This is a genomic window from Rhodococcus aetherivorans, from assembly GCF_011058165.1.
Taxonomy (GTDB): domain Bacteria; phylum Actinomycetota; class Actinomycetes; order Mycobacteriales; family Mycobacteriaceae; genus Rhodococcus; species Rhodococcus aetherivorans.
In genome coordinates, this window is record NZ_JAALEG010000082.1 from 1 (window position 1) to 20,152 (window position 20,152).

Annotated in this window: 19 protein-coding genes and 3 tRNA genes; 14 read left to right on the forward strand and 8 right to left on the reverse strand. The window is 69.8% G+C overall.

From position 1 onward, the window contains the following. Positions 1-703 precede the first annotated feature (703 nt). The 5 genes from G6039_RS24085 to G6039_RS24105 all read left to right on the forward strand — a co-directional run bounded on the left by G6039_RS24085 (position 704) and on the right by G6039_RS24105 (position 4,897). Positions 704-979, forward strand: a complete 276-nt coding sequence (locus G6039_RS24085; RefSeq protein ID WP_043796738.1) for a hypothetical protein — start codon at positions 704-706, stop codon at positions 977-979. A 97-nt stretch (positions 980-1,076) separates the two neighbouring features. Then, complete coding sequence (locus tag G6039_RS24090) at positions 1,077-2,222, forward strand: DNA cytosine methyltransferase (protein WP_043796739.1); 1,146 nt, start codon at positions 1,077-1,079, stop codon at positions 2,220-2,222. Between the two features lie 17 nt (positions 2,223-2,239). Beyond that, positions 2,240-2,665, forward strand: a complete 426-nt coding sequence (locus tag G6039_RS24095) for a very short patch repair endonuclease (RefSeq protein WP_006932816.1) — start codon at positions 2,240-2,242, stop codon at positions 2,663-2,665. An 18-nt stretch (positions 2,666-2,683) separates the two neighbouring features. Then, positions 2,684-3,457 (forward strand): sulfite exporter TauE/SafE family protein, encoded by a 774-nt coding sequence (locus G6039_RS24100; RefSeq protein ID WP_043796743.1) that lies wholly within the window; start codon positions 2,684-2,686, stop codon positions 3,455-3,457. A gap of 87 nt (positions 3,458-3,544) precedes the next feature. Beyond that, a complete protein-coding gene (locus G6039_RS24105; protein ID WP_043796745.1) occupies positions 3,545-4,897 on the forward strand; it encodes an MBL fold metallo-hydrolase in 1,353 nt (450 codons plus the stop codon). A gap of 79 nt (positions 4,898-4,976) precedes the next feature. On the opposite strand, the gene G6039_RS24110 is transcribed toward G6039_RS24105, so the two are convergent. The 3 genes from G6039_RS24110 to G6039_RS24120 all read right to left on the reverse strand — a co-directional run bounded on the left by G6039_RS24110 (position 4,977) and on the right by G6039_RS24120 (position 6,000). Next, positions 4,977-5,049 (reverse strand) — tRNA-Arg (locus G6039_RS24110). Between the two features lie 75 nt (positions 5,050-5,124). Next, positions 5,125-5,216 (reverse strand) — tRNA-Ser (locus tag G6039_RS24115). Between the two features lie 76 nt (positions 5,217-5,292). After that, positions 5,293-6,000, reverse strand: a complete 708-nt coding sequence (locus G6039_RS24120) for a dienelactone hydrolase family protein (RefSeq protein ID WP_029547051.1) — start codon at positions 5,998-6,000, stop codon at positions 5,293-5,295. Positions 6,001-6,063: 63 nt separating this feature from the next. On the opposite strand from G6039_RS24120, the gene hisC reads away from it, so the two are divergent. Together hisC and G6039_RS24130 are read left to right on the forward strand one after the other, a co-directional pair. Continuing rightward, positions 6,064-7,149, forward strand: coding sequence for a histidinol-phosphate transaminase (gene hisC, locus G6039_RS24125; protein ID WP_029547050.1), 1,086 nt, complete (start codon positions 6,064-6,066; stop codon positions 7,147-7,149). Positions 7,150-7,255: 106 nt separating this feature from the next. Next, positions 7,256-8,941, forward strand: coding sequence for a bifunctional metallophosphatase/5'-nucleotidase (locus tag G6039_RS24130; protein WP_037201328.1), 1,686 nt, complete (start codon positions 7,256-7,258; stop codon positions 8,939-8,941). 9 nt (positions 8,942-8,950) lie between these two features. Here the strand turns inward: G6039_RS24130 and G6039_RS24135 are convergent, their stop codons facing one another. The 4 genes from G6039_RS24135 to G6039_RS24150 form a co-directional block, all read right to left on the reverse strand. Then, complete coding sequence (locus G6039_RS24135) at positions 8,951-9,922, reverse strand: alpha/beta hydrolase (protein WP_043796747.1); 972 nt, start codon at positions 9,920-9,922, stop codon at positions 8,951-8,953. A gap of 128 nt (positions 9,923-10,050) precedes the next feature. Beyond that, a complete protein-coding gene (locus G6039_RS24140; RefSeq protein WP_043796764.1) occupies positions 10,051-11,361 on the reverse strand; it encodes a DUF1254 domain-containing protein in 1,311 nt (436 codons plus the stop codon). Positions 11,362-11,540: 179 nt separating this feature from the next. Further along, a tRNA-Ser gene (locus G6039_RS24145) sits at positions 11,541-11,625 on the reverse strand. A 10-nt stretch (positions 11,626-11,635) separates the two neighbouring features. Beyond that, on the reverse strand, positions 11,636-12,124 hold the full coding sequence (locus tag G6039_RS24150) for a MarR family winged helix-turn-helix transcriptional regulator (RefSeq protein ID WP_006932792.1): 489 nt from the start codon (positions 12,122-12,124) through the stop codon (positions 11,636-11,638). 96 nt (positions 12,125-12,220) lie between these two features. On the opposite strand from G6039_RS24150, the gene G6039_RS24155 reads away from it, so the two are divergent. Continuing rightward, a complete protein-coding gene (locus tag G6039_RS24155; RefSeq protein WP_006932790.1) occupies positions 12,221-13,207 on the forward strand; it encodes an NAD(P)H-quinone oxidoreductase in 987 nt (328 codons plus the stop codon). Positions 13,208-13,221: 14 nt separating this feature from the next. Here the strand turns inward: G6039_RS24155 and G6039_RS24160 are convergent, their stop codons facing one another. After that, positions 13,222-14,430 carry a cysteine desulfurase-like protein gene (locus G6039_RS24160; RefSeq protein ID WP_043796750.1) on the reverse strand — a complete coding sequence of 403 codons (1,209 nt, stop codon included), beginning with the start codon at positions 14,428-14,430 and terminating at the stop codon, positions 13,222-13,224. 155 nt (positions 14,431-14,585) lie between these two features. Between G6039_RS24160 and G6039_RS24165 the strand changes: the two genes are divergently transcribed. From G6039_RS24165 to G6039_RS24190, 6 genes are all read left to right on the forward strand, one after another. Continuing rightward, positions 14,586-15,173, forward strand: a complete 588-nt coding sequence (locus G6039_RS24165; RefSeq protein ID WP_029547045.1) for a bacterial proteasome activator family protein — start codon at positions 14,586-14,588, stop codon at positions 15,171-15,173. Between the two features lie 38 nt (positions 15,174-15,211). Further along, positions 15,212-16,087: a galactan export ABC transporter permease subunit Wzm/RfbD gene (gene wzm, locus G6039_RS24170; protein WP_006932781.1), complete on the forward strand. Its 876-nt coding sequence runs from the start codon at positions 15,212-15,214 to the stop codon at positions 16,085-16,087. Positions 16,088-16,099: 12 nt separating this feature from the next. After that, positions 16,100-16,924 (forward strand): galactan export ABC transporter ATP-binding subunit Wzt/RfbE, encoded by an 825-nt coding sequence (wzt, locus tag G6039_RS24175; protein ID WP_029547044.1) that lies wholly within the window; start codon positions 16,100-16,102, stop codon positions 16,922-16,924. Further along, positions 16,921-17,820 (forward strand): galactofuranosyltransferase GlfT1, encoded by a 900-nt coding sequence (gene glfT1 / locus G6039_RS24180; RefSeq protein ID WP_043796752.1) that lies wholly within the window; start codon positions 16,921-16,923, stop codon positions 17,818-17,820. Before wzt ends, glfT1 begins: the two co-directional genes overlap by 4 nt. Before the next feature lie 144 nt (positions 17,821-17,964). Then, entirely contained in the window at positions 17,965-18,819 is an 855-nt protein-coding gene (locus tag G6039_RS24185; RefSeq protein WP_043796754.1) for a class I SAM-dependent methyltransferase, read from the forward strand. 159 nt (positions 18,820-18,978) lie between these two features. Next, positions 18,979-20,136, forward strand: a complete 1,158-nt coding sequence (locus G6039_RS24190; RefSeq protein ID WP_043796756.1) for a hypothetical protein — start codon at positions 18,979-18,981, stop codon at positions 20,134-20,136. The last annotated feature ends 16 nt before the right edge of the window (positions 20,137-20,152 follow it).

Here is a 20,152-nt window from a genome sequence, read left to right on the forward strand (position 1 = left end):
TTGAAGACTCACAATCAAACCCCGAAGGGCCGATCAGTCATAGACATCGAGCCAAATCACCAGCAAAAAACTCAAACCAGCAAAAAACACTGACCACCACAGACGGAAGAATGCGGCAGCCAGCAACGATCATCTCACGACACCTCATCGGCTTGACACCATGGTCGGCGTCTGATCTGATCGCACCAAACAAAATATTTGGCACTGACATTCATCGGCACACTGTTGAGTTCTCAAAGAACACGCGCACACCATCGCTACGCACTTTTCAGTGCTTCACTCCGGGGCAACCGTTCCAGCCTAACATCGGGGGCTTTCGGAATCAAAATCCGCGGCCGATCCGATCTCAGGAGCGATTGAAAACCCTACCAGAAGGTTTTCAATCGGGTTAATCAGGCGCCTTCGTCCAACCTCGTTTTCCCGGGCCCCTGCGGGCCGGGTCGGTGTCCGTGTCGCTCTGACCTGGAATAAGTTACGTGATCATTCGACCCCGCGCCAAATCGCCAGGTCAGGACGGGTGTTTGCCCGCGAGGACGGCTGTTTCCGCGACGCGGAACCATCCCCTGTGCCACTGCGTCTCACCTTCCGAGGCGTCCGCCTCGTGGCAGTCCCCGCGCGGACCGTAGCCGGCGTGCGCACTGCGTGGCACCGTCGTTGTCGTTCCGCGGCGCGCGTCCCCGATCACGTCAGGCATAGGAGACCCATGAGTGGCTTTCCCGCAGAGATCGTCCCGCCGGGCCGGGCGGACGGACCCGGCTCGGGGTCCCCCGCGGCAGCGACGTGCGCGGCGGCCTGCCAGGACTACCTCGCCGCGCTCGACGAGCTCCTCCTCGGGATCGGCGACCGCGAGGCCGGCGACTGTGCAGGTGACGTCGCACCGAGCGTGGCCCGCCGGATCGAGGCCGTGGTCCGGATGAAGGCCGCCTTCGAGTCGATCGCGTCCCCCGAGGCACACGCCTCGCTCTTTCGGCGGACGTGATCATTGCATCTCGCGTCGCGGCACGGGCCGCCCGAATTCTCGAGTAACGTGCTCCGTGAGCAAAGCGAGAAAGGGTGCCGTGACGTCGACCGGGAACATGGTGGGTTTGTTCGCCGGTATCGGCGGACTCGAGCTCGGCCTGGCCGAGCACGGCTGGCGCACCGAACTGCTCTGCGAGATCGACGCCGGAGCCCAGGCCGTGCTCCGCGCCCGCTTCGCCGATGTACCTCTGCACACCGACGTCACCCGCCTCCGTTCCCTGCCCCAGGCAACCGAGGTCGTCACCGCGGGCTTTCCGTGCCAGGACCTGTCGCAGGCCGGCAGGACCGCGGGCATCACCGGCTCCCGGTCGGGCCTCGTCGACGAGGTGTTCCGGTTGGTGCGGCGCAAGCAGGGCCCGCGATGGCTGCTCATCGAGAACGTCCCCTTCATGCTGCAACTCGGACGCGGCGCCGCGATGCGTCACATCACCGATGCGCTCGAGGATCTCGGGTACGCGTGGGCGTACCGGGTCGTCGATGCCCGCGCGTTCGGACTCCCGCAGCGCCGGCAGCGGGTGCTCATGCTCGCCTCGCGCACCGACGACCCCCGGACGGTGTTGTTCGGCGAGGACGCCGGCGCCCCCGCGGAAGGCGATCCCGGCACCCACCCGTGCGGGTTCTACTGGACCGAAGGCGTGCGCGGTCTCGGCTGGGCGGTCAACGCCGTGCCCACGCTCAAGGGCGGCTCCACGGTGGGCATCGCGAGTCCGCCGGCAGTGCGGCTGCCGTCGGGCGAGATCGTCACTCCCGGTCTGATCGACGCCGAACGGCTGCAGGGCTTCGACCCCGACTGGACCGCACCCGCCATCCAGGCGCCCGGTGTGCGGACCGGGCATCGGTGGCGACTCGTCGGCAACGCAGTGAGCGTGCGCATGGCCGCGTGGGTCGGTGGACGGCTCGGGCGGCCGATCGATTACTCACCCGACCACGAGACCCCGCTGCGGCCCGGCGACCCCTGGCCGAGTGCCGCCTGGGGCGCGCGGCGGCGGGCTTTCCGGGTGCACGAGTCGCACTGGCCGGTGCAGGAACCGTACGAGGATCTCGCCGGATTCCTGGAGGACGCGCGCCTGCTGTCGGCGCGGGCCACCGCCGGTTTCCTGCGGCGGGCCCGGTCCGGGAACCTGAGATTCGTGCCCGGCTTCCTCGACGACGTCGAATCCCACCTGGACCGCATGGGCGGCTTCCCCGAGGCCGCGGCCTGAGGACGGAGCCGACCGCCGTGCCCTCCACCGATCCGCAGACCAGCGCCCGGATGAGCCGGCAGCGGCGCAGGGACACCGTCCCCGAGGTGGCCCTGCGCCGGGAGTTGCATCGTCGCGGGGTGCGCTACTTCGTCGATCGTGCTCCCCTGCCGGGGATCCGTCGTCGCGCCGACCTGGTGTTCCCGCGCCGCCGCGTTGCGGTGTATGTCGACGGGTGCTTCTGGCATCGTTGCCCGCAGCACGCCACCGATCCGAAGAACAACGCCGAGTGGTGGGCCGCCAAGCTCGCCGGGAACGTGGCCCGGGACCGGGACACCGACGCGGCGCTCGCCGCGGCCGGATGGACGGCGGTGCGGATCTGGGAGCACGAGGACCCCGCGGAGGCCGCGGATCGGGTGCAGGCCGCATTGTTCGCGGCGGGACCGGGTACTGCCGATTCCTGACCGGCGAAGGAGGAAGCGGTGCAACCGGCGATCGCGCTCGTTCTCGGAGCGGTCATCGGGGTCCTGCTCGGCCTCCTCGGGGGCGGCGGATCCATCCTGGCGGTCCCCGCCCTGGTGTACGGCCTCGGACTCGACTTCCGCCAGGCCATCCCGATCTCGCTGATCGTCGTCGGGGCCGCAGCCCTGTCCGGGGCGATCCCCAAGGCTCGGGCCGGGCAGGTCGACTGGCGGCTGGCCGCGGTGTTCGCCGCGGCCGGCATCCCCGCGACGTTCGCCGGCACGGCTGTGGGCACGCTGCTGCCGCAACCGGTGCTGCTGGTGGGCTTCGCCGTCGTGATGGTGGTCGCGGGGATCCGGATGTTGCGCGAGAGCGACGACGCCGGGACCGCGTGCAAGACCGGCAACTTCGGCATCGACTGGAAGCGATGCGCGCCGAGGGCGATCCCGGCCGGCCTGGGGGTGGGCTTCTTGACCGGCCTGTTCGGCGTCGGCGGCGGCTTCCTGATCATCCCCGCGCTGGTGATGCTCCTCGGATTGGAGATGGGCGTCGCCGTCGGGACCTCCCTCGTCGTCATCGTCGCCAACTCGGCGGCCGGGCTGATCGCGCATCTCGGGGACGCCGACATCGACTGGTCGATCACGGCGGCGTTCGCCGGGGCCGCGGTCGTCGCGTCGCTTGTCGCCGGTCACCTCGGCACGCGCATGGAAACCGGACGGCTGCGGCGGTGGTTCGCCTATCTCGTCTTCGTCGTGGCCGCGTACGTGCTGGTGGACACACTGTTCCTGCGCTGAGCCGAAACTCTTCCCGCACTCCACGCATTCTTCGTACGCCCCGGGGTATCCGGGGGCATAGTGGAAGTACCGTGGAAAGGCATCGACATGGACGTATCGATCATCGAAACCTCGAGCCTCGGCGATCGCAGCTATCTCGTCACCGAGGCGGACGTCGCCGTCGTCGTGGATCCACAGCGGGACATCGATCGAGTGCTCGCGCTCGCCAACGACCGCGGAGCGCGCATCACCCATGTCCTCGAGACCCACATCCACAACGACTACGTCACCGGTGGGCTGGAACTGTCCCGCGCCGTCGAGGCCGAGTACATCGTTCCAGCCGGCGACGACGTGGACTACGAGCGACGTGCCGTCCACGACGGCGACCTGATCGACGCCGGTCCCATCCGGCTGCGGGTGATGCACACCCCCGGGCACACCCACCACCACGTCAGCTATGTGCTGCTCGACGCGACCGGCGGCACGCACGGGATCTTCACCGGCGGGTCGATGCTGTACGGCTCGACCGGCCGCACCGATCTCGTCGGCCCGCAGTACACCGAGGAACTGACCCACGCACAGTTCCGCTCCGTGCGACGGATCGCCGACGAAGTGCCGGCCGACACTCCGGTGTATCCCACCCACGGCTTCGGCAGCTTCTGCTCGGCGACCCCCACCAGCGGCGACTCGTCCACCGTCGGGCAGCAACGCGACGTCAACCCGGCGCTGACCCGCGACGAGCAGGCCTACGTCGACGAGCTCATCGCCGGACTCAATACCTACCCCGCGTACTACGCCCACATGGGCGTGATCAACAGGGCGGGTCCGTCGCCGCTCGACCTGTCTGCGCCGGAGCCGGTCGACCCGGCCGAGCTGCGCCGGCGCATCGACGCCGGTGAGTGGGTCGTCGATCTGCGCGAGCGCACCGCCTTCGCCGCGGGACACCTGGGCGGCACACTCGGCTTCGAGCTGTCCACCTCCTTCGTCACCTACCTGGGGTGGCTCTACAAGTGGGGTGCGCCACTGACCCTCATCGGCGAGAGCGACGAGCAGATCGCCGACGCCAAGCGCGAACTGGTCCGCATCGGCGTCGACGAACTCGCCGGAGCGGCCGTCGGCGAGATCCACACCCTGGTCAACGGACACGAACTTCGGTCGTACCGCGTCTCGGACTTCGCGGAGCTGACCCGGGAGATCGACAGCGAGCAGGTCCGGGTCCTCGACGTGCGCCAGAAGGACGAGTACGAGGACGGCCACGTGCGCGGAGCGGTCAACATCCCGCTGCACGACCTCGCCGAGCGGCTCGACGAGGTACCCCGCGGGGAGGTGTGGGTGCACTGCGCCTCCGGCTACCGGGCATCCGTCGCCGCGTCCATGATCGACCGGATCGACCGCACCGTCGTCCTCGTCAACGACGACTTCGAGAAGGCGTACGACCAGGGTCTGATCGGCACGTCGTAGGTCCTGCCCCATCGTCGGGGCCGGGGGGCCGCCACGACGCGAGAGCCCCTCACCACAATGGGTGAGGGGCTCTTCGTTGTGCGCCCGAAGGGATTCGAACCCCTAACCTTCTGATCCGTAGTCAGATGCTCTATCCGTTGAGCTACGGGCGCAGTGCGTGTATGCAGTTGTTTCTGGTATGCAGTTGTTTCTCATATTCAGTTGTCGCCGGCGACGCTGCACCGACGTGGCGGAGGCGAGAGGATTTGAACCTCCGGTCCCCCGTAAAGGGGACAACTCATTAGCAGTGAGTCCCATTCGGCCGCTCTGGCACGCCTCCCTGGGGGGTTTCGATTCTCTCGAACCGCCGGGACGAAAGATTACACACGTTCGGACGGCAAACGCAAAACGCCTGGTCAGCGCAGGTGCGCGTCGAACCAGTCGAAGATCCGGCGCCGTGCGTCGATGATCGCCGCCTCGGCCGGGTCGGTGTCCGGATCGGCGGTGTCGTGCTCGACCGGCGGCTCGTCGGGGCGATGCGCCAGGCCGGGGTAACCGATGACCAGGGTCGGTGCGTCGGCCTGTCCGGCAGCCTCGCGCAGCTGCTCGACGTCGCCGGTCGGGGTGGTCGGGTCGTCCTCGCCGTACAGACCGAGCCACGGCGCCTGCAGGTTGCGCACGGCCTCGACGAGTGCGGGAACGTCGGGCCGCAACGGCTGCACGATGCCGTGCGCCGCGACGGTGACCGCGGCACCCACCCGCCGATTGGCGGCGACGATGAGCGCCGCCGTCCCGGCGTCGTCGAACCCGATCACGCCGACCGCGTCCGGGTAGACCCCACTGCGTACCAGCCAGTCCATCGCGGCATCGACGTCGTCGAACAGGTTCTGCCCGAACACCTCGTCGTCCTCGGTGAACTCGCGGTGGAACAGATTCGGAGCCACGACCAGCCAGCCCTCGGCAGCCAGAACCTCCATGAACGCCAGCAGGGCCGGCGGAAACACACGGGATTCGTGCAGCACGACGATGCCACCGCGGATGGCACCCTCCGGCCGAAACACGGTCAGCGGTACCTGCCCCGACCCGTCCGGCAACCGGGCCGCGGCAGTGTGGATTCCCGACATACCGTCCACGATGACACGACCCACCACGACCGTGCACGCAATCGCCGGGCGCATAATCGGCTGGTGACCCCACGGACCCGCCCCGACCTCACCTCGATCCCGTCCTATGTGCCCGGCCGCAGTTTCCCGGGCGCGATCAAGCTCGCCAGCAACGAGACCACCGTCGGTCCCCTGCCCAGCGTGCGCGACGCGATCGCCGAGGCGGCGTACACGGTCCACCGGTATCCGGACAACATGGCGGCCGTGCTCATCGGCGCGCTGGCCGGGCGGCTGGGGGTGAAGCCGGAGAACATCGCCGTGGGCAACGGCTCGGTGAGCCTGTGCCAGGAACTGGTGCTCTCGACCTGCAACGACGGCGACGAGGTCGTGTTCTCCTGGCGGTCGTTCGAGGCGTACCCGGTGGTGACGGCGGTGGCCGGCGCGAAGTCGGTGCCGGTGCCCAACACCCCGGAGCACGGCCACGACCTCGACGCGATGCTCGCCGCGATCACCGACCGCACCCGGGTGGTGTTCGTCTGCAACCCCAACAACCCGACCGGGGCGCTGCTGGGCAGAGCGGAGCTGGAACGGTTCCTCGACGCGGTGCCGCCGCAGGTGCTCGTCGCGCTCGACGAGGCCTACTTCGAATACGCCCGCCCGAAGCCCGGCGAGGAGCAGGCGGACGGGATCGCGCTCGCCGCCGGCCGGCCGAACGTCGTGGTGCTGCGGACCTTCTCGAAGGCCTACGGCCTGGCCGGCCTGCGGGTCGGCTATCTCGTCGGCGACCCGTCGGTGATCAAGGTCCTGAACAAGGTGCACACCCCGTTCAGCGTCAGCTCGCTCGCACAGCAGGCGGCCATCGCGTCCCTGGCGGCGGCCGACGAACTGCTCGAGCGCACCGACAGCGTGCTCGCCGAGCGCGACCGGGTGCGGACGGCGCTCGTAGACGCCGGCTATCCCGTGCCGGAGAGCTACGCCAACTTCGTGTGGTTGCCGCTCGGTGACCGGTCGGCGGCGTTCTCCGAGGCGTGCGCGGAGGCCGGTGTGCTGGTGCGCCAGTACGCGGACGACGGGGTGCGGGTGACCATCGGCGATCCGCACGAGAACGACGCGTTCCTCGCATTTGCGACCGGCAAGGGCGTCGAGATCGCGGAAATCTCGAAGCCCTGACCTGCGCAGGAACGCCTACGAGACCCAACCGTTATCGCCGGGTGGCGATCGCGTGACCATCCGTTGGCACACTCGTCCGGTCGGCTACGGAAGTTGGAGTGTGCGGATGGGTTCAGGCGTGGCACGCCGGTGGACCCTGTCCGCGGCCCTGCTGACCGGCGCGCTGTGGACGTCGCTCGCCGTGGCCCCCGCGACCGCGATCCCCCCGGACGCCCTGCCGCTGCGGCTCATCGCCTTCCGCGACCTGCACGGCAGCCTCCTCCCGCCCCAGGGCCCCCGCAGCGAGGTCGTCCGCTCCGACGGCGCATCCGTTCCGGCGGGCGGCGCCGCATATCTCGCCGCCTACGTCCGGCAGCTGCGCTCGCAGGCGGACAACTCGGTGCTCTACTCCGTCGGCGACACCTGGGGCTCGTCCCCGATCGAGTCGGCGATGTTCCACGACGAACCCACCGTCGACCTGCTCAACGGCCTCGACGTGACCGCGGCCGCCCTCGGCAACCACGAGTTCGACAACGGCTACGCCGAGTTGCAGCGCCTGCGCGACGGCGGCTGCCACCCGGAGGGCTGCCGGTACGACGAGGAGTTCGCCGGAGCCACCTTCCCGCTGATCGCGGCGAACGTCGCCGACGCCGACGGCAGCCCCGCGGCCCTGCCGTTCACCGTGGACTACGTCGACGGTGTGCCGGTCGGCGTCATCGGCATCGCCCCCCACGACACGCCGCAGGTGGTGCGCGGCGACGACATCGCCGGCCTGCAGTTCACCGACGAGATCACGGCCGTCGACCGCACCGCCGACGCGCTCGATGCCCTCGGCGTCCGCTCGATCGTCCTGCTCTACAAGGGCGCGTTGACGCCGCCCGCCGGGACCGACCCGTGCGACGCCACCGCCGGGCCCGCGCGCAGCCTCGCCACCCGGGTGTCGCCGAAGGTGGATGTCATCGTCACCGCGGACGGCGACGACAGTTTCAACTGCAGCTACCCCGACCCGGCGGGCAGTCCCCGGACCGTGCTGCAGGGCGCCTCGCACGGGCGCATCATCTCGGTCGCGGACCTGACGATCGACCGGGAGAGCCGCGACGTGCTGCGCGACCGCACCCACGCGTTCAATCAGATCGTGACGCACGACATCGCCCCCGACCCGCGCACGCAGCAGTTCGTGGACCGGGCCGTCGACGAGTCGCGCGACGTCGCCGAACGCGTCGTCGGCCGCATCGCCGCCGACCTGACCCGCGATACCGCGCCCAGCGGCGAGTCGGCCCTCGGCAACCTCGTCGCGGACGCGCAGCTGGCGGCCGCCGAACCCGCCGGGGCGCAGCTCGCGCTCACGAATCCCGGTGGAGTGCGCGCCGACCTGCTGCATTCCGGTGACGGGGTCGTCACCTACGGCGACGCCTACGCAGCCCAGCCGTTCGGGAACCGGCTGCAGGTGCTCGAGCTCACCGGTGCGGAACTGGTCGGGATCCTCGAGCAGCAGTTCCAGCAGGACGGAACCGGCGCGGGCCGCGAACGGATCCTCGCGCCGTCGCACACCCTGCGCTACGTCCTCGACCGGGCCGCGGCGCCCGGCAGCCGGATCCGGGATGTCACGATCGCCGATCGGCCGCTCGATGCGGCCGCGGCCTACCGGGTGGTCGTCAACGGGTTCCTCGCCGAGGGCGGCGACGGATTCACCGGGTTCACACAGGCGCGACGGGCGACGGGGGCGGGTGCCGAGCTCGACGCCCTGAACGACTACCTGGCGCAGCACGCGCCCGTCCCGCCGCCGGCCACCGACCGCATCGCGCTGCCCTGACGGAACCGCTCAGCCGAGACCGAGGGCGCGTTCGAGCGTCGGCCAGGCGGTGCGCAGGTCGTCCTGCCAGTAGGGCCACGAATGCGTGCCGTACGGGCGGTAGACGATGGTGGCGGGGATTCTCAGCTCCCGCAGCCGCCGGTCGAAGCCGATCGTGCACACGAAGGCGCCGACCTCGAGCGGTCCGCCCACGTCGAGAGCCTCCGCGTCGGGGCCGACGTCGTACGGGCCGGGCAGGCCGTTGCCGGTGCTGATGAAGATCTCCTTGCCGCGCAGCCGCTCGGCCAGGGCGTACGGGTCGTGTGCCGCCCACGCCGGATCCCCCGGTGCACCCCACATGTTGTCCGGATTGCCGCCCTTGTAGGCGACGGTCCCGCGCACCGCGTCCTGCGCGGACGCCTTCGACGTGTCCAGGCAGCCGCTCAGCGCGGCCACGCCCCGGTACAGGTCCGGATTCCGGGCGATCAGGCTCGCCGCCCCCGTCGCGCCCATCGACAGTCCGCCGATGGCGTTCACTCCGTTGCCCGCGAAGCGGGCGTCGATCAGCGGCGGCAGTTCCTTCGTCAGGAAGGTCTCCCACGCGTTCACGCCCAGAACGGGGTCCGGCGCGAGCCAGTCCGTGTAGTAGCTGGCGGTACCGCCGATCGGCAGCACCACGTTCACGTTCTTGTCGGCGACGAAGTCGACGAGGTCCGTGCGCTGCGTCCACGTGCTCTCGCGGTAGTCCGACTCGGCGCCGGCGCTGACGCCGTCGAGCAGGTAGAGGGACGGGCGCTGCCCGTCCCCGGCGGGGTGCAGGACCTGCACCTGGACGACCCGCTGCATCGACGGCGAGTACACGAACACCGCCGAGCGTCGAGCGGTGAGGGACTCCACCCGATCCACCCGCGCGGATGCCGCCGGCTCGGCGGACACGACGGACGTCACGGACAGTGGCAAAACGAACGCCGCGACGAGCGTCGCGACCACAGCTCTGAGCATCAACTTCCTTCGTCCCCCGACTTCGGAAAATCCGATTCCACAGTACGGACCGGGGCGGGTCAAGAAAGTGGGGCTCGTCACCAACGCGGATCGCCGCCCTTGGTGACGGTGGGGCACCGCGTCGCCGGCTACGGCTGTGGGGTCGGTTCCGGCGGGGTCCACGCCCGGTCCGTCGGCAGGTACGACCGGAACATCAGCACGAATTCCCCGGGCGGCGCCGGCAGCCAGTTCGAGCCGCCCGACACCGGCGGCCGGGACGAGACCCACACGTCGAGCGCACCGTCGGGACCACGGACCAGTCCGGGCGTCCGGTCGCCGACGGCGTAGCGGTCGACAGGGTTGGCGACGAGGAACATGTCGGGGCCGTACACGGTGACGGACCAGAAGCCGCGGTCGTCCACCGGCGGCCCCTCGGGCGGGAAGCGCAGGAGGTAACCGGCCTCGCCCCGCAGCGCCGATCCGTCCGCCGCGGTGCGGGCCACGTGGTACGTCGATTCCTCCGGCACGTTCGCGCCGAGCCCGATCGTCGCGACCACCGCGCGCTGCAGGTAGTCGGTGCCGTACCGGCCCGCGGTCGCCAGCGAGCCCCACACCGCACCGGACTGCTCGCCCGAGTCGACGAGGTCCCGGATGCGTCGCTCGCCGCGGATCACCCCGGTGGCGAGTGCGGCGACGGTGTCCGCCGGCCCGGCACTCGGCCGGGCGCCGGGCCCGACCCCGAGGCCGGCGAGTTCGTCGAGCAACGGTCCGTCGGCGGGCGGTGGTGGGTTCGCGGCCAGGATCGCCGACAACTCGTCGAAGAACTGCGGCCCCGACGCCGCGAGCGCCTGCGGGTCGGGGTTGCTTCCGCACGCGGTCGGCGGCAGCGGTGGCGGCGCGTCGGCGACGGGGGCGGTCAGCACGGTGAGCGAGTACTGCCGCTGCACGGCCCGGGCGGCCTCGAGGTCGGTCTGCGCCTCGACGAGAGTCCGGCCGATCATCCAGGCGTCCCACGTGGGTGACTCGATCACGGCCGCTCCCGCCGGCAGCGGACCGTTCCATCCCGGTGGGACGACGACGTGGGCGCCTGCGGCCGATCCCGTCGCCCGGGTGCCGACGTTGGCGAAGACGTCGGTATAGATGTCGAGAAATTGGAAGTCGAAGTACCGATCCCCCGCCTCCGGGTGCGTGAGCAGCACCGGTCCTTCCCGAAGATCCAGCCACGCAATCGAATACAGTGTGTCGACGTTGGGGGCGACGACGACGCGCGAGGTGGGATCGGCCGTCGCGGACTGGTGGTGGAGCCGGTTCACCGGAAGCAGGCAGAGCATGTTCGCCCGGGTCCGCGCGAGCGTCACGGGCGCGTAGCCGTAGACGTAGCCGTCGGTGGCCACGTCGACCGCGGTCCGCTCCGGTTCCGCTGCCGGATGCGGCGCCGCGCAGGCGGTCAGCAGGCCCACCGCGAGCGCTGCCGCCGCCCGAGCTGCTGTGCCGGCCATTCCGTCAGTGTAGGAGGCGAGAACACGTTCCTGGAGCGACACTCGCCGTCGGATCCGGGCGCTCCGGTGCCACCTGCGCCCGTCCGACGACGAAGCCCGTCACCTGCACACACGCCGCAGGTGACGGGCTCTCCTTCCGGCGGAAGCGGAGGGATTTGAACCCCCGGTCGCTCTCACGACGCTCGCTTTCAAGGCGAGTGCATTCGGCCGCTCTGCCACGCTTCCGTGGCAAATCCTAACCACACCTGTCGTCCACGGCCGCCTCCACCTTGGTGAAGATCTCGGAGAGGGTCCGGATCTGCGTCCTCGTGAGCAGGTCGACGAGGTTGCGGCGCACACCGGCGACGTGCGTGGGCGCGGCCTCGGTGAGCCGGCGGCGGCCCTCGTCGGTGAGGGTGGCGAGGACGCCGCGGCCGTCCTCGAGGCAGGAACTGCGCACCACCATCGACGCGGCCTCCATGCGGCGGATCTGGTGGGTGAGGCGACTGCGGGACGACAGCACCCCGTCGGCGAGGTCGCTCATGCGCAGCGCCCCGTCGGGAGCCTCGGAGAGCAGCACCAGGATCCGGTACTCGGCCAGGGACAGGCCGTGCGCCTCCTGCAGGTCGCGATTGAGTCGATCCATGAGCCGGTGATTGCCGTCGATGTAGGCCCGCCATGCCCGCTGCTCGTCCGTGTCGAGCCAGCGCGGATCGGGACGGTCGGCATGCAGTTCGGCTGTCACGCGGGCAGTGTAGAGGCAGGCCGTCGTCTGTGTTACTCGCCGGTCAGTTCGCTGCGTGTCGCCCCTGCGTCGGCGTGTCGCGATAGCGTCGAACCCATGCGCGCAATCACGATCACCGAACCCGGCGGCTCCGGGGTCATGCAGTGGGCCGAGCAGCCCGACCCCACCCCCGGTCCCGGACAGGTCCTGATCGACGTGGCCGCGACGGCCGTCAACCGTGCCGATCTGCTGCAGCGCCGCGGCCTGTACCCGCCGCCGCCCGGGTCGAGCGACGTCCTGGGTCTCGAATGCTCGGGGGTGATCGCCGAACTCGGTGAGGGCGTGAGCGGCTGGTCGATCGGCGACCGGGTGTGCGCGCTGCTGACCGGCGGCGGCTACGCCGAGCAGGTCGTCGTCCCCGCCGGACAGGTCCTGCCCGTGCCGGAGGGCGTGGATCTCGCGGTGGCGGCGTCACTGCCCGAGGTGGCGTGCACCGTGTGGTCGAACGTGGTGATGGCGGCGGGCCTGCGCCGCGGTGAGGTGCTGCTCGTGCACGGCGGTGGGGGCGGCATCGGCACCCACGCCATCCAGGTCGGCAAGGCGCTGGGCGCGAAGGTCGCGGTGACCGCGTCGGCCGGCAAGCTCGACTACTGCCGTGAGCTCGGCGCCGACCTCGCGATCGACTACCGCTCGCAGGACTTCGTCGCCGAGGTCCGAGGCCGGTTCGGCGGCGCCGACGTGGTGCTCGACAACATGGGCGCGGCCTACCTGTCCCGCAACGTCGACGTGCTCTCCCCCGACGGCCGGCTCGTGGTGATCGGCATGCAGGGCGGCGCGAAGGGCGAGCTCAACCTCGGCAAGCTGCTCGCCAAGCGCGGGCACGTCCTCGCCACGGGCCTGCGCGGGCGGCCGGAGACCGGCCGTTCCGGCAAGAGCACGATCGTCGCGCAGGTTCGCGAGCACGTGTGGCCGATGATCGCCGAGGCCCAGGTCCGGCCCGTCGTACACGCAGAGGTGCCGATCACCGAGGCCGCGCGGGCCCACGAGATGCTGGATTCCCCCGACACCGTCGGCAAGGTCGTGCTGCGCATCGATCGGCACTAGGCCGGTCGGCCCGGTCAGGAGGCGGTGAGGTTGCGCAGCTCGCGCACCAGCTGGTCGAGCTCGTAGCGGGTGGTGTACGGGGCCAGGCCGATGGTGACCGCGCCGCCCTCGTCGCTGACGCCGAGCGAGTCGAGCAGGCGGCTCGTGCCGCGGCTGACCGCGACGGTGGCGATGCGACGGTCGGCGAGATGCGCGGCGACCTTCTCGGCGGGCACCCCCGCGACGGTGAAGCTCAGCGTCGGCACGCGGCTCGACGCACGGCCGATCACCATCACGTCGGGCAGGTTGTCGAGCAGGCGCATCAGCCGCTCGAACAGCTGGTCCTGGTAGCCCTGCAGCGAACTGATCGACGTTTCGAGACGCTCGCGGCGCGTGCCGGTCGCCTCGTCGTCGAGGGCCGCGAGGAAGTCGACGGACGTGACGAGCCCGGCGAGCATCGCGAACTGATGGCCGCCGACTTCGAGCCGCTCGGGGCCGCGTGCGTGCGGATCCAGGGAGACCGCCGGGATCCGGTCGAGTTGCGCCGGGTCGCGGAACACCAGGGCGCCGACCTGCGGTCCCCCCCACGCGGACGCGTTGACCGCGAGCACGTCGGCGCCGAGTTCGTGGATGTCGACGTGCGCGTAGGGCCCGGCCCCGGCCGCGTCGACCACCATGAGCCCGCCGACCTCGTGGAGCCGGTCGGCGGCGACGCGCACGTCCGGCGCGGAACCTACGAGCGACGACGCGGCGGTCAGCGCGACGAGCCGGGTGGTGGGAGTGATCAGTTCCTCGAACTGCCAGCTCGGCAGCTCGCACGTCTCGATCTCGACCTCGGCCCACCGGACCTGGGCGCCGTAGCGGCTCGCGACGCGCAGCCACGGCGCCACGTTGGCCTCGTCGTCCAGCCGGGACAGCACGAGCCCGGTGCCGAGCCCGAGCCGGGAACTGAGTGACTCCGCGAGCCAGGCCAGCAGGACCGCCCGATCCGGTCCGAGCACCACACCCGCCGGGTCACCGCCGACGAGATCGGCGACGGCGACGCGCGCCGCCTGCAGCAGCGACGCGCTCCGACGGTTGGAGGTGTGCCGGCCCGTCGGGGACGCCGCGGCGTTGCGGAATGCCGTCGACACCGCGCGGGAGACCGCGTCGGGAATCTGCATTCCGGCCTGTGGGTCGAGATGGATCCAACCGTCGCCGAGCGAGGGAATCAACCCCCGGATCCGGGCAACGTCGTAAGCCATGCGTGACACTCTAAATCCCGGTGTCAATCGTGTGTCGTCCACGTCGGTCCCGTACGCCCTCCGAAGGTGCATGTACGGAGCGCAATGTCGGGTGAAACCTCCCGTATCGGGAACCTGACTCGGCAACGGCACCGGCGAGAGGACAAGATGGAACCATGACGCATTCGGAGAATGAGCACGTCCTCGTGATCGGACCCGACGGCAATCCCGTCGCGGTCCAGCGCGACGGTACCGCCTCCGGTGATCCGCGGGAGTCCGCCGCCGAGCCCCAGGAGAAGCCGGATGACGCCGAGTCGCTCGCCGACATGGTCGAGCAGCCGGCGAAGGTCATGCGGATCGGCACCATGATCAAGCAGCTGCTCGAGGAGGTCCGCGCCGCGCCGCTCGACGATGCGAGCCGTGCCCGTCTGCGCGAGATCCACCAGTCCTCCATCCAGGAGCTCGGCGAGGGCCTCGCCCCGGAACTGCGCGAGGAACTCCAACGGCTCGCGTTGCCCTTCGGTCAGGACGAGGTGCCGTCCGACGCGGAGCTGCGGATCGCGCACGCTCAGCTCGTCGGTTGGCTCGAGGGCCTGTTCCACGGCATCCAGACGGCACTGTTCGCGCAGCAGATGGCGGCGCGGGCGCAGCTCGAGCAGATGCGTCAGGGTGCGCTGCCGCCGGGCATGCTGGGGGGCGGACCGCGCCCCGACGAACGGCACGGCCCGGGACCGGGTGCCCCGGGTACCGGTCAGTACCTGTAGCGACGGCCCGACCACGATCCCCGGTAGGCTCGGACCTCGTGTCAGCTTCTGCCCTCGATCCCGAGCCCACCGCCGCGGACTCTCCGGTGGTGTCGGATTCGCAGACCTTCCGGCGCGGCCTGAAGGATCTGCGCGACGGCTTCGCCCAGCGCGAGCTGTGGCTCAGCCTGGCCTGGCAGGACATCAAGCAGCGCTACCGGCGCTCGGTCATCGGTCCGTTCTGGATCACCATCGCCACCGGTGTCCAGGCCACCGCCATCGGCATCCTGTACGCCGCGCTGCTGGACATTCCGCTCGACGAGTTCCTGCCGTACGTGACGGTCGGACTGATCGTCTGGAACATGATCAGCGCCTCCATCCTGGAGGGCTCGGAGGTGTTCATCGCCAACGAGGGCCTGATCAAGCAGTTGCCGTCGGCGCTGAGCGTGCACATCTACCGGCTCGTGTGGCGGCAGTTGCTGTTCTTCGCCCACAATCTCGTGATCTACGTGATCATGATCTTCGCCTTCGGAGTGTGGCGAGACCTGACCTGGACGTCCCTCGCGGCGATCCCGGCGCTGGGCCTGATCGTGCTCAACGCCGTCTGGGTGGCGATCCTGTTCGGCATCTTCGCCACCCGCTACCGCGACATCGCCCCGATCCTGTCCAGCCTCACACTGCTGCTGTTCGTGCTCACCCCGATCATGTGGACGACGCAGAGCCTCGAGGCGCAGGGCGGGCAGGCCGCCCAGCGCGTCAAGCTGGCCGAGATCAACCCGCTGTTCCACTACCTCGACATCATCCGGGCGCCGATGATCGGCCAGGACCAGCAGGCCTACCACTGGTACATCGTGCTGGCGATCACCGTGGCCGGCTGGGGACTGGCGCTGCTGGCGCTGCGTAAGTACCGGGCCCGCGTGCCCTACTGGGTCTAAGGGGCCGTCATCATGACCGAACATGTGAGCATCGAGACGCGCGGCGCGTGCGTCGACTTCCCGATCTTCGACGCGAAGACCCGGTCGCTGAAGAAGGCGTTCCTCGGCAAGGCCGGCGGTTCGATCGGCCGCAACAACTCCGACGTGGTGGTGGTGGAGGCGCTGCGCGACATCACCCTTTCGCTGAAGGAAGGCGACCGCATCGGCCTCGTCGGTCACAACGGCGCCGGCAAGTCCACACTGCTGCGGCTGCTGGCGGGGATCTACGAGCCCACGCGCGGCAGCGCCCGGATCCGGGGCCGCGTCGCGCCGGTGTTCGACCTCGGCGTGGGCATGGACCCGGAGATCTCCGGCTACGAGAACATCATCATCCGCGGGCTGTTCCTCGGTCAGACCCGCAAGCAGATGCTCGCGAAGATGGACGAGATCGCCGAGTTCACCGAGCTCGGCGAGTACCTGAACATGCCGCTGCGCACGTATTCGACCGGCATGCGGGTCCGCGTCGCGATGGGCGTGGTCACCAGCATCGACCCCGAGATCCTGCTGCTCGACGAGGGCATCGGCGCGGTCGACGCCGACTTCATGAAGAAGGCGCGGGTGCGCCTGCAGAAGCTCGTGGAACGCTCCGGCATCCTCGTCTTCGCCAGCCACTCCAACGAGTTCCTCGCGCAGCTGTGCGAGCGCGCGCTGTGGATCGACCACGGGCAGATCCGCATGGAGGGCGGCATCGAGGAGGTCGTGCGCGCCTACGAGGGCGACGACGCGGCCGACCATGTGCATCACGTCATCGCCGAGCTGGAACGCGAGCAGGGGCTGCCGCAGGAGCGCTCGGCGTGAGCGAACGCATCGTCGGGGTGGTGGTCACCCACCGGCGGCGCGAGCAGCTGGCACAGTCGCTGAAGGTCCTGAGCGCCCAGACCCGGCCGCTCGACCACCTGGTGGTCGTCGACAACGCCGACGAGGAGGCCGTGCGCGACCTCGTCGAATCGTGCCCCCTGCCCACCAGCTACCTCGGGTCCAAGCACAACCTCGGCGGCGCCGGCGGCTTCGCCCTGGGCATGCTGTACGCGCTGTCGCTCGGTGCGGACCGGGTGTGGCTCGCCGACGACGACGGCCGCCCGGAGGGCCCCGACGTCCTCGCGACACTGCTCGAGTGCGCGCAGCGGCACGGCCTGGCGGAGGTGTCGCCGGTGGTGTGCGACATCGACGACCCCGACCGTCTCGCGTTCCCGTTGCGCCGGGGCGTGGCGTGGCGTCGTCACCGCAGCGAACTCGGCGACGTCGAGAGCGACGATCTGTTGCCGGGCATCGCGTCGCTGTTCAACGGTGCCCTGTTCACCGCCGCCGCGATCGACGCGGTGGGCGTGCCGGACCTGCGGCTGTTCGTGCGCGGCGACGAGGTGGAGGTGCACCGTCGCCTGGTCCGCTCGGGTCTGCGGTTCGGCACCTGCCTGCGCACCGCCTATCTGCACCCCAACGGCGCCGACGAGTTCAAGCCGATCCTCGGCGGCCGGATGCACACCCAGTACCCGGACAACGACACGAAGCGGTTCTTCACCTACCGCAACCGCGGCTACCTGCTCTCACAGCCCGGTCTCCGCCGGTTGCTGCCACAGGAATGGGTGCGGTTCGGCTGGTACTTCCTCGTCAGCCGCCGGGACCCTGCCGCGCTCCGCGAATGGGTGCGGCTGCGCAAGCTGGGCCGGCAGGAACGGTTCGAGCGGCCTGTGTGAGGGACCGACTATCGGGCCGAATGTCACATTGCGTCGATGGAACCGGCGCAATGTGACATTCGGCCGGGTGGGAGGGCGCGATTGCGCCCTATCGGCCCACTGTCTAGGTTCGGGGCTAGGTCTCGACGGGCACGGGAGGGCGCAATGCTGGGGCGTTGGCGGGCGACGACCCGGGGCAAGCTGCAGCGTGCCGTCGCCGAGGTCGTCGACCTCTCGGCGCGACGCACCCGCGAGCTGCAGGAGAACCACCACGACCGGATTCTCGCCGAGCTGACCGCGACCACCGCGGAGCTGCGGCAGGTACTGGCCGAGCTCGCACAGACCCGTTCGGAGGTGGGCCTGCTCCGGGACCGCGTCGCCGATCTCGAGCACCGGCAGCGCCGCGACCTGCGCTATGCGATGGACCGCGCCGCGACCGACACCGCCGCGGCGTTCGCGGTCGCGAACATGCCCACCGCCGCGGTCCTCGACACCCCGCACGACACCCTGCGGTTCGCGCTCGACCGGGTGTCCCGGCCCGGCCTGGCCCTCGAGTTCGGGGTCGCGTCGGGCACCACGTTGCGGATCGTCGCCGACGCGTTGGGCGCGGACCACCCGGTGTTCGGGTTCGACGTCTTCACCGGACTGCCGGAGGCATGGCGCAGCGGGTTCCCCGCCGGGGAGTTCGCGCAGGACAACCCGCCCGACGTGCCCGGCGCCGAGCTGGTGCCCGGCCTGTTCGCCGACACCCTTCCCCGCTTCCTCGCCGCACATCCCGGCGACGTCGCGTTCGTCCACCTCGACGCCGACCTCTACTCGTCCACGACGACGGTGCTCGACCTGCTCGAGGACCGCCTGGTGCCAGGCACCGTGCTGGTGTTCGACGAGTTCTTCAACTATCCCGGCTGGCAGCGGCACGAGTACCGGGCGTGGACCGAGTTCGTCGCGCGCACCGGTACGGCGTTCGAGTACCTCGCCTACACAGCCGACAACGAGCAGGTCGTCGTGCAACTGCGGTGAGAACTTCGTCGTACCGCACCGCTACGGTGCCCTGCTCGGTCGCTGAGGGGTGGGTAGGTTTCACATGTGAGCGTCACGAACTGTGAGAACGTAGGGTCGGCGCGGTCGGCTGTCCGTAAAACACCGCGGGCACGGATTCGGAACTGGACACTGCTGACAGTGATCGCAGCAGGGGCCGCGTTCGCACTGCGCGGAACGGCGCGACTGCGGGACGCGTCCCTGTTTGCCGAAGACGGTCAGATCTTTCTGGCCGAGGCACACAACCTGGGTTCGGCTGCTTTCGTCGAACCGTATGCCGGATATCTACACTCCATCCCCAGGATTCTTGCATGGCTGCTCGCACCCGTCCCGGTCACGGGTGCGCCCGCGCTGTACGCGGCGGCAGCCATGCTGGTGCACCTCTTGATGCTCACTCCGGCATTGTCGGCGCGGCTGGACTGGCTTGTGCCGGGCAGGTTGCTGCGCGCGGTGTTATTCGCTTCCCTATGCCTGATGCCACCGCTGTGGGAGGTTCTCGCGAACGTTGCCAACCTCATCTTCGTAGGTGGCATCTGCATGCTGTTACTGGTTCTCTCCAACGATCCGAGAACCCGCACCGGACGCACCGCAGAGCTGGTTGCCGTCGCACTTCTCGGGCTCAGCGGACCGCTCATTGTCATCTTCCTGCCATGGTTCGTATGGCGATGGTGGCGGGTGGGCCGGACCCCGCACTCGACCCTTGTCGCCATGGTGTCCGCTGTAGCGGCGGGCGTGCAGGGTCTCACCTATCTGCGATCGGATCGCGATACTCCCGGCGGCGGGACGGCGTTTCTGCTCGTGCAGACCGTGTATGAGCGAGTCGGCGGGAGTTGGCTGTTCGGCGACGCCGAGATCGTGGCTCCGAACGGGTCGGCCTGGGTTATCGGCGCCACCGTGGGGTGGTGCCTTGGTGCACTGGTGTTGAGCGTCGCAGTATTGCCCCGAGTGGCTCTTGTCCTCTGGGCGCTTTTGGCAGTCCTGCTGGGCAGCGCCGTACACGCCTACGGCGACGCGATGATCGCATCGTCATTCCACTTCCAGCGCCACATCGTGATCCCCGTGGCCATAGTCGTGGTCCTCCTGGTGGCGGTCGTCGGCCAGGCACCGACGCGGTGGATCGCAGGCGCTGCATCACTGTGGCTAGTGATCGGCGCCGCTGCCATGATTCACGACTTCGTGCCGGAACCGTATCCATACCGACCCGATCTGAATGTCCTGCAGGAATGCGTAGACAGCGGGGCGGCCACGTGCCGGCAGCCGATCTTCGACGGCACCTGGACAGTCGAACTGCGTCAGTAGAACGCCAGACGCGACG

Bases quoted from the DNA above. Each gene is read 5' to 3' on its own strand.
- wzt (WP_029547044.1), top strand. From the start codon at position 16,100: ATGACCGAACATGTGAGCATCGAGACGCGCGGCGCGTGCGTCGACTTC.
- G6039_RS24105 (WP_043796745.1), top strand. From the start codon at position 3,545: ATGGACGTATCGATCATCGAAACCTCGAGCCTCGGCGATCGCAGCTAT.
- G6039_RS24160 (WP_043796750.1), bottom strand. From the start codon at position 14,430: ATGGCTTACGACGTTGCCCGGATCCGGGGGTTGATTCCCTCGCTCGGC.
- G6039_RS24135 (WP_043796747.1), bottom strand. From the start codon at position 9,922: ATGCTCAGAGCTGTGGTCGCGACGCTCGTCGCGGCGTTCGTTTTGCCA.
- G6039_RS24120 (WP_029547051.1), bottom strand. From the start codon at position 6,000: ATGTCGGGAATCCACACTGCCGCGGCCCGGTTGCCGGACGGGTCGGGG.
- G6039_RS24130 (WP_037201328.1), top strand. From the start codon at position 7,256: ATGGGTTCAGGCGTGGCACGCCGGTGGACCCTGTCCGCGGCCCTGCTG.
- G6039_RS24155 (WP_006932790.1), top strand. From the start codon at position 12,221: ATGCGCGCAATCACGATCACCGAACCCGGCGGCTCCGGGGTCATGCAG.
- G6039_RS24090 (WP_043796739.1), top strand. From the start codon at position 1,077: ATGGTGGGTTTGTTCGCCGGTATCGGCGGACTCGAGCTCGGCCTGGCC.
- G6039_RS24165 (WP_029547045.1), top strand. From the start codon at position 14,586: ATGACGCATTCGGAGAATGAGCACGTCCTCGTGATCGGACCCGACGGC.
- G6039_RS24185 (WP_043796754.1), top strand. From the start codon at position 17,965: ATGCTGGGGCGTTGGCGGGCGACGACCCGGGGCAAGCTGCAGCGTGCC.
- G6039_RS24085 (WP_043796738.1), top strand. From the start codon at position 704: ATGAGTGGCTTTCCCGCAGAGATCGTCCCGCCGGGCCGGGCGGACGGA.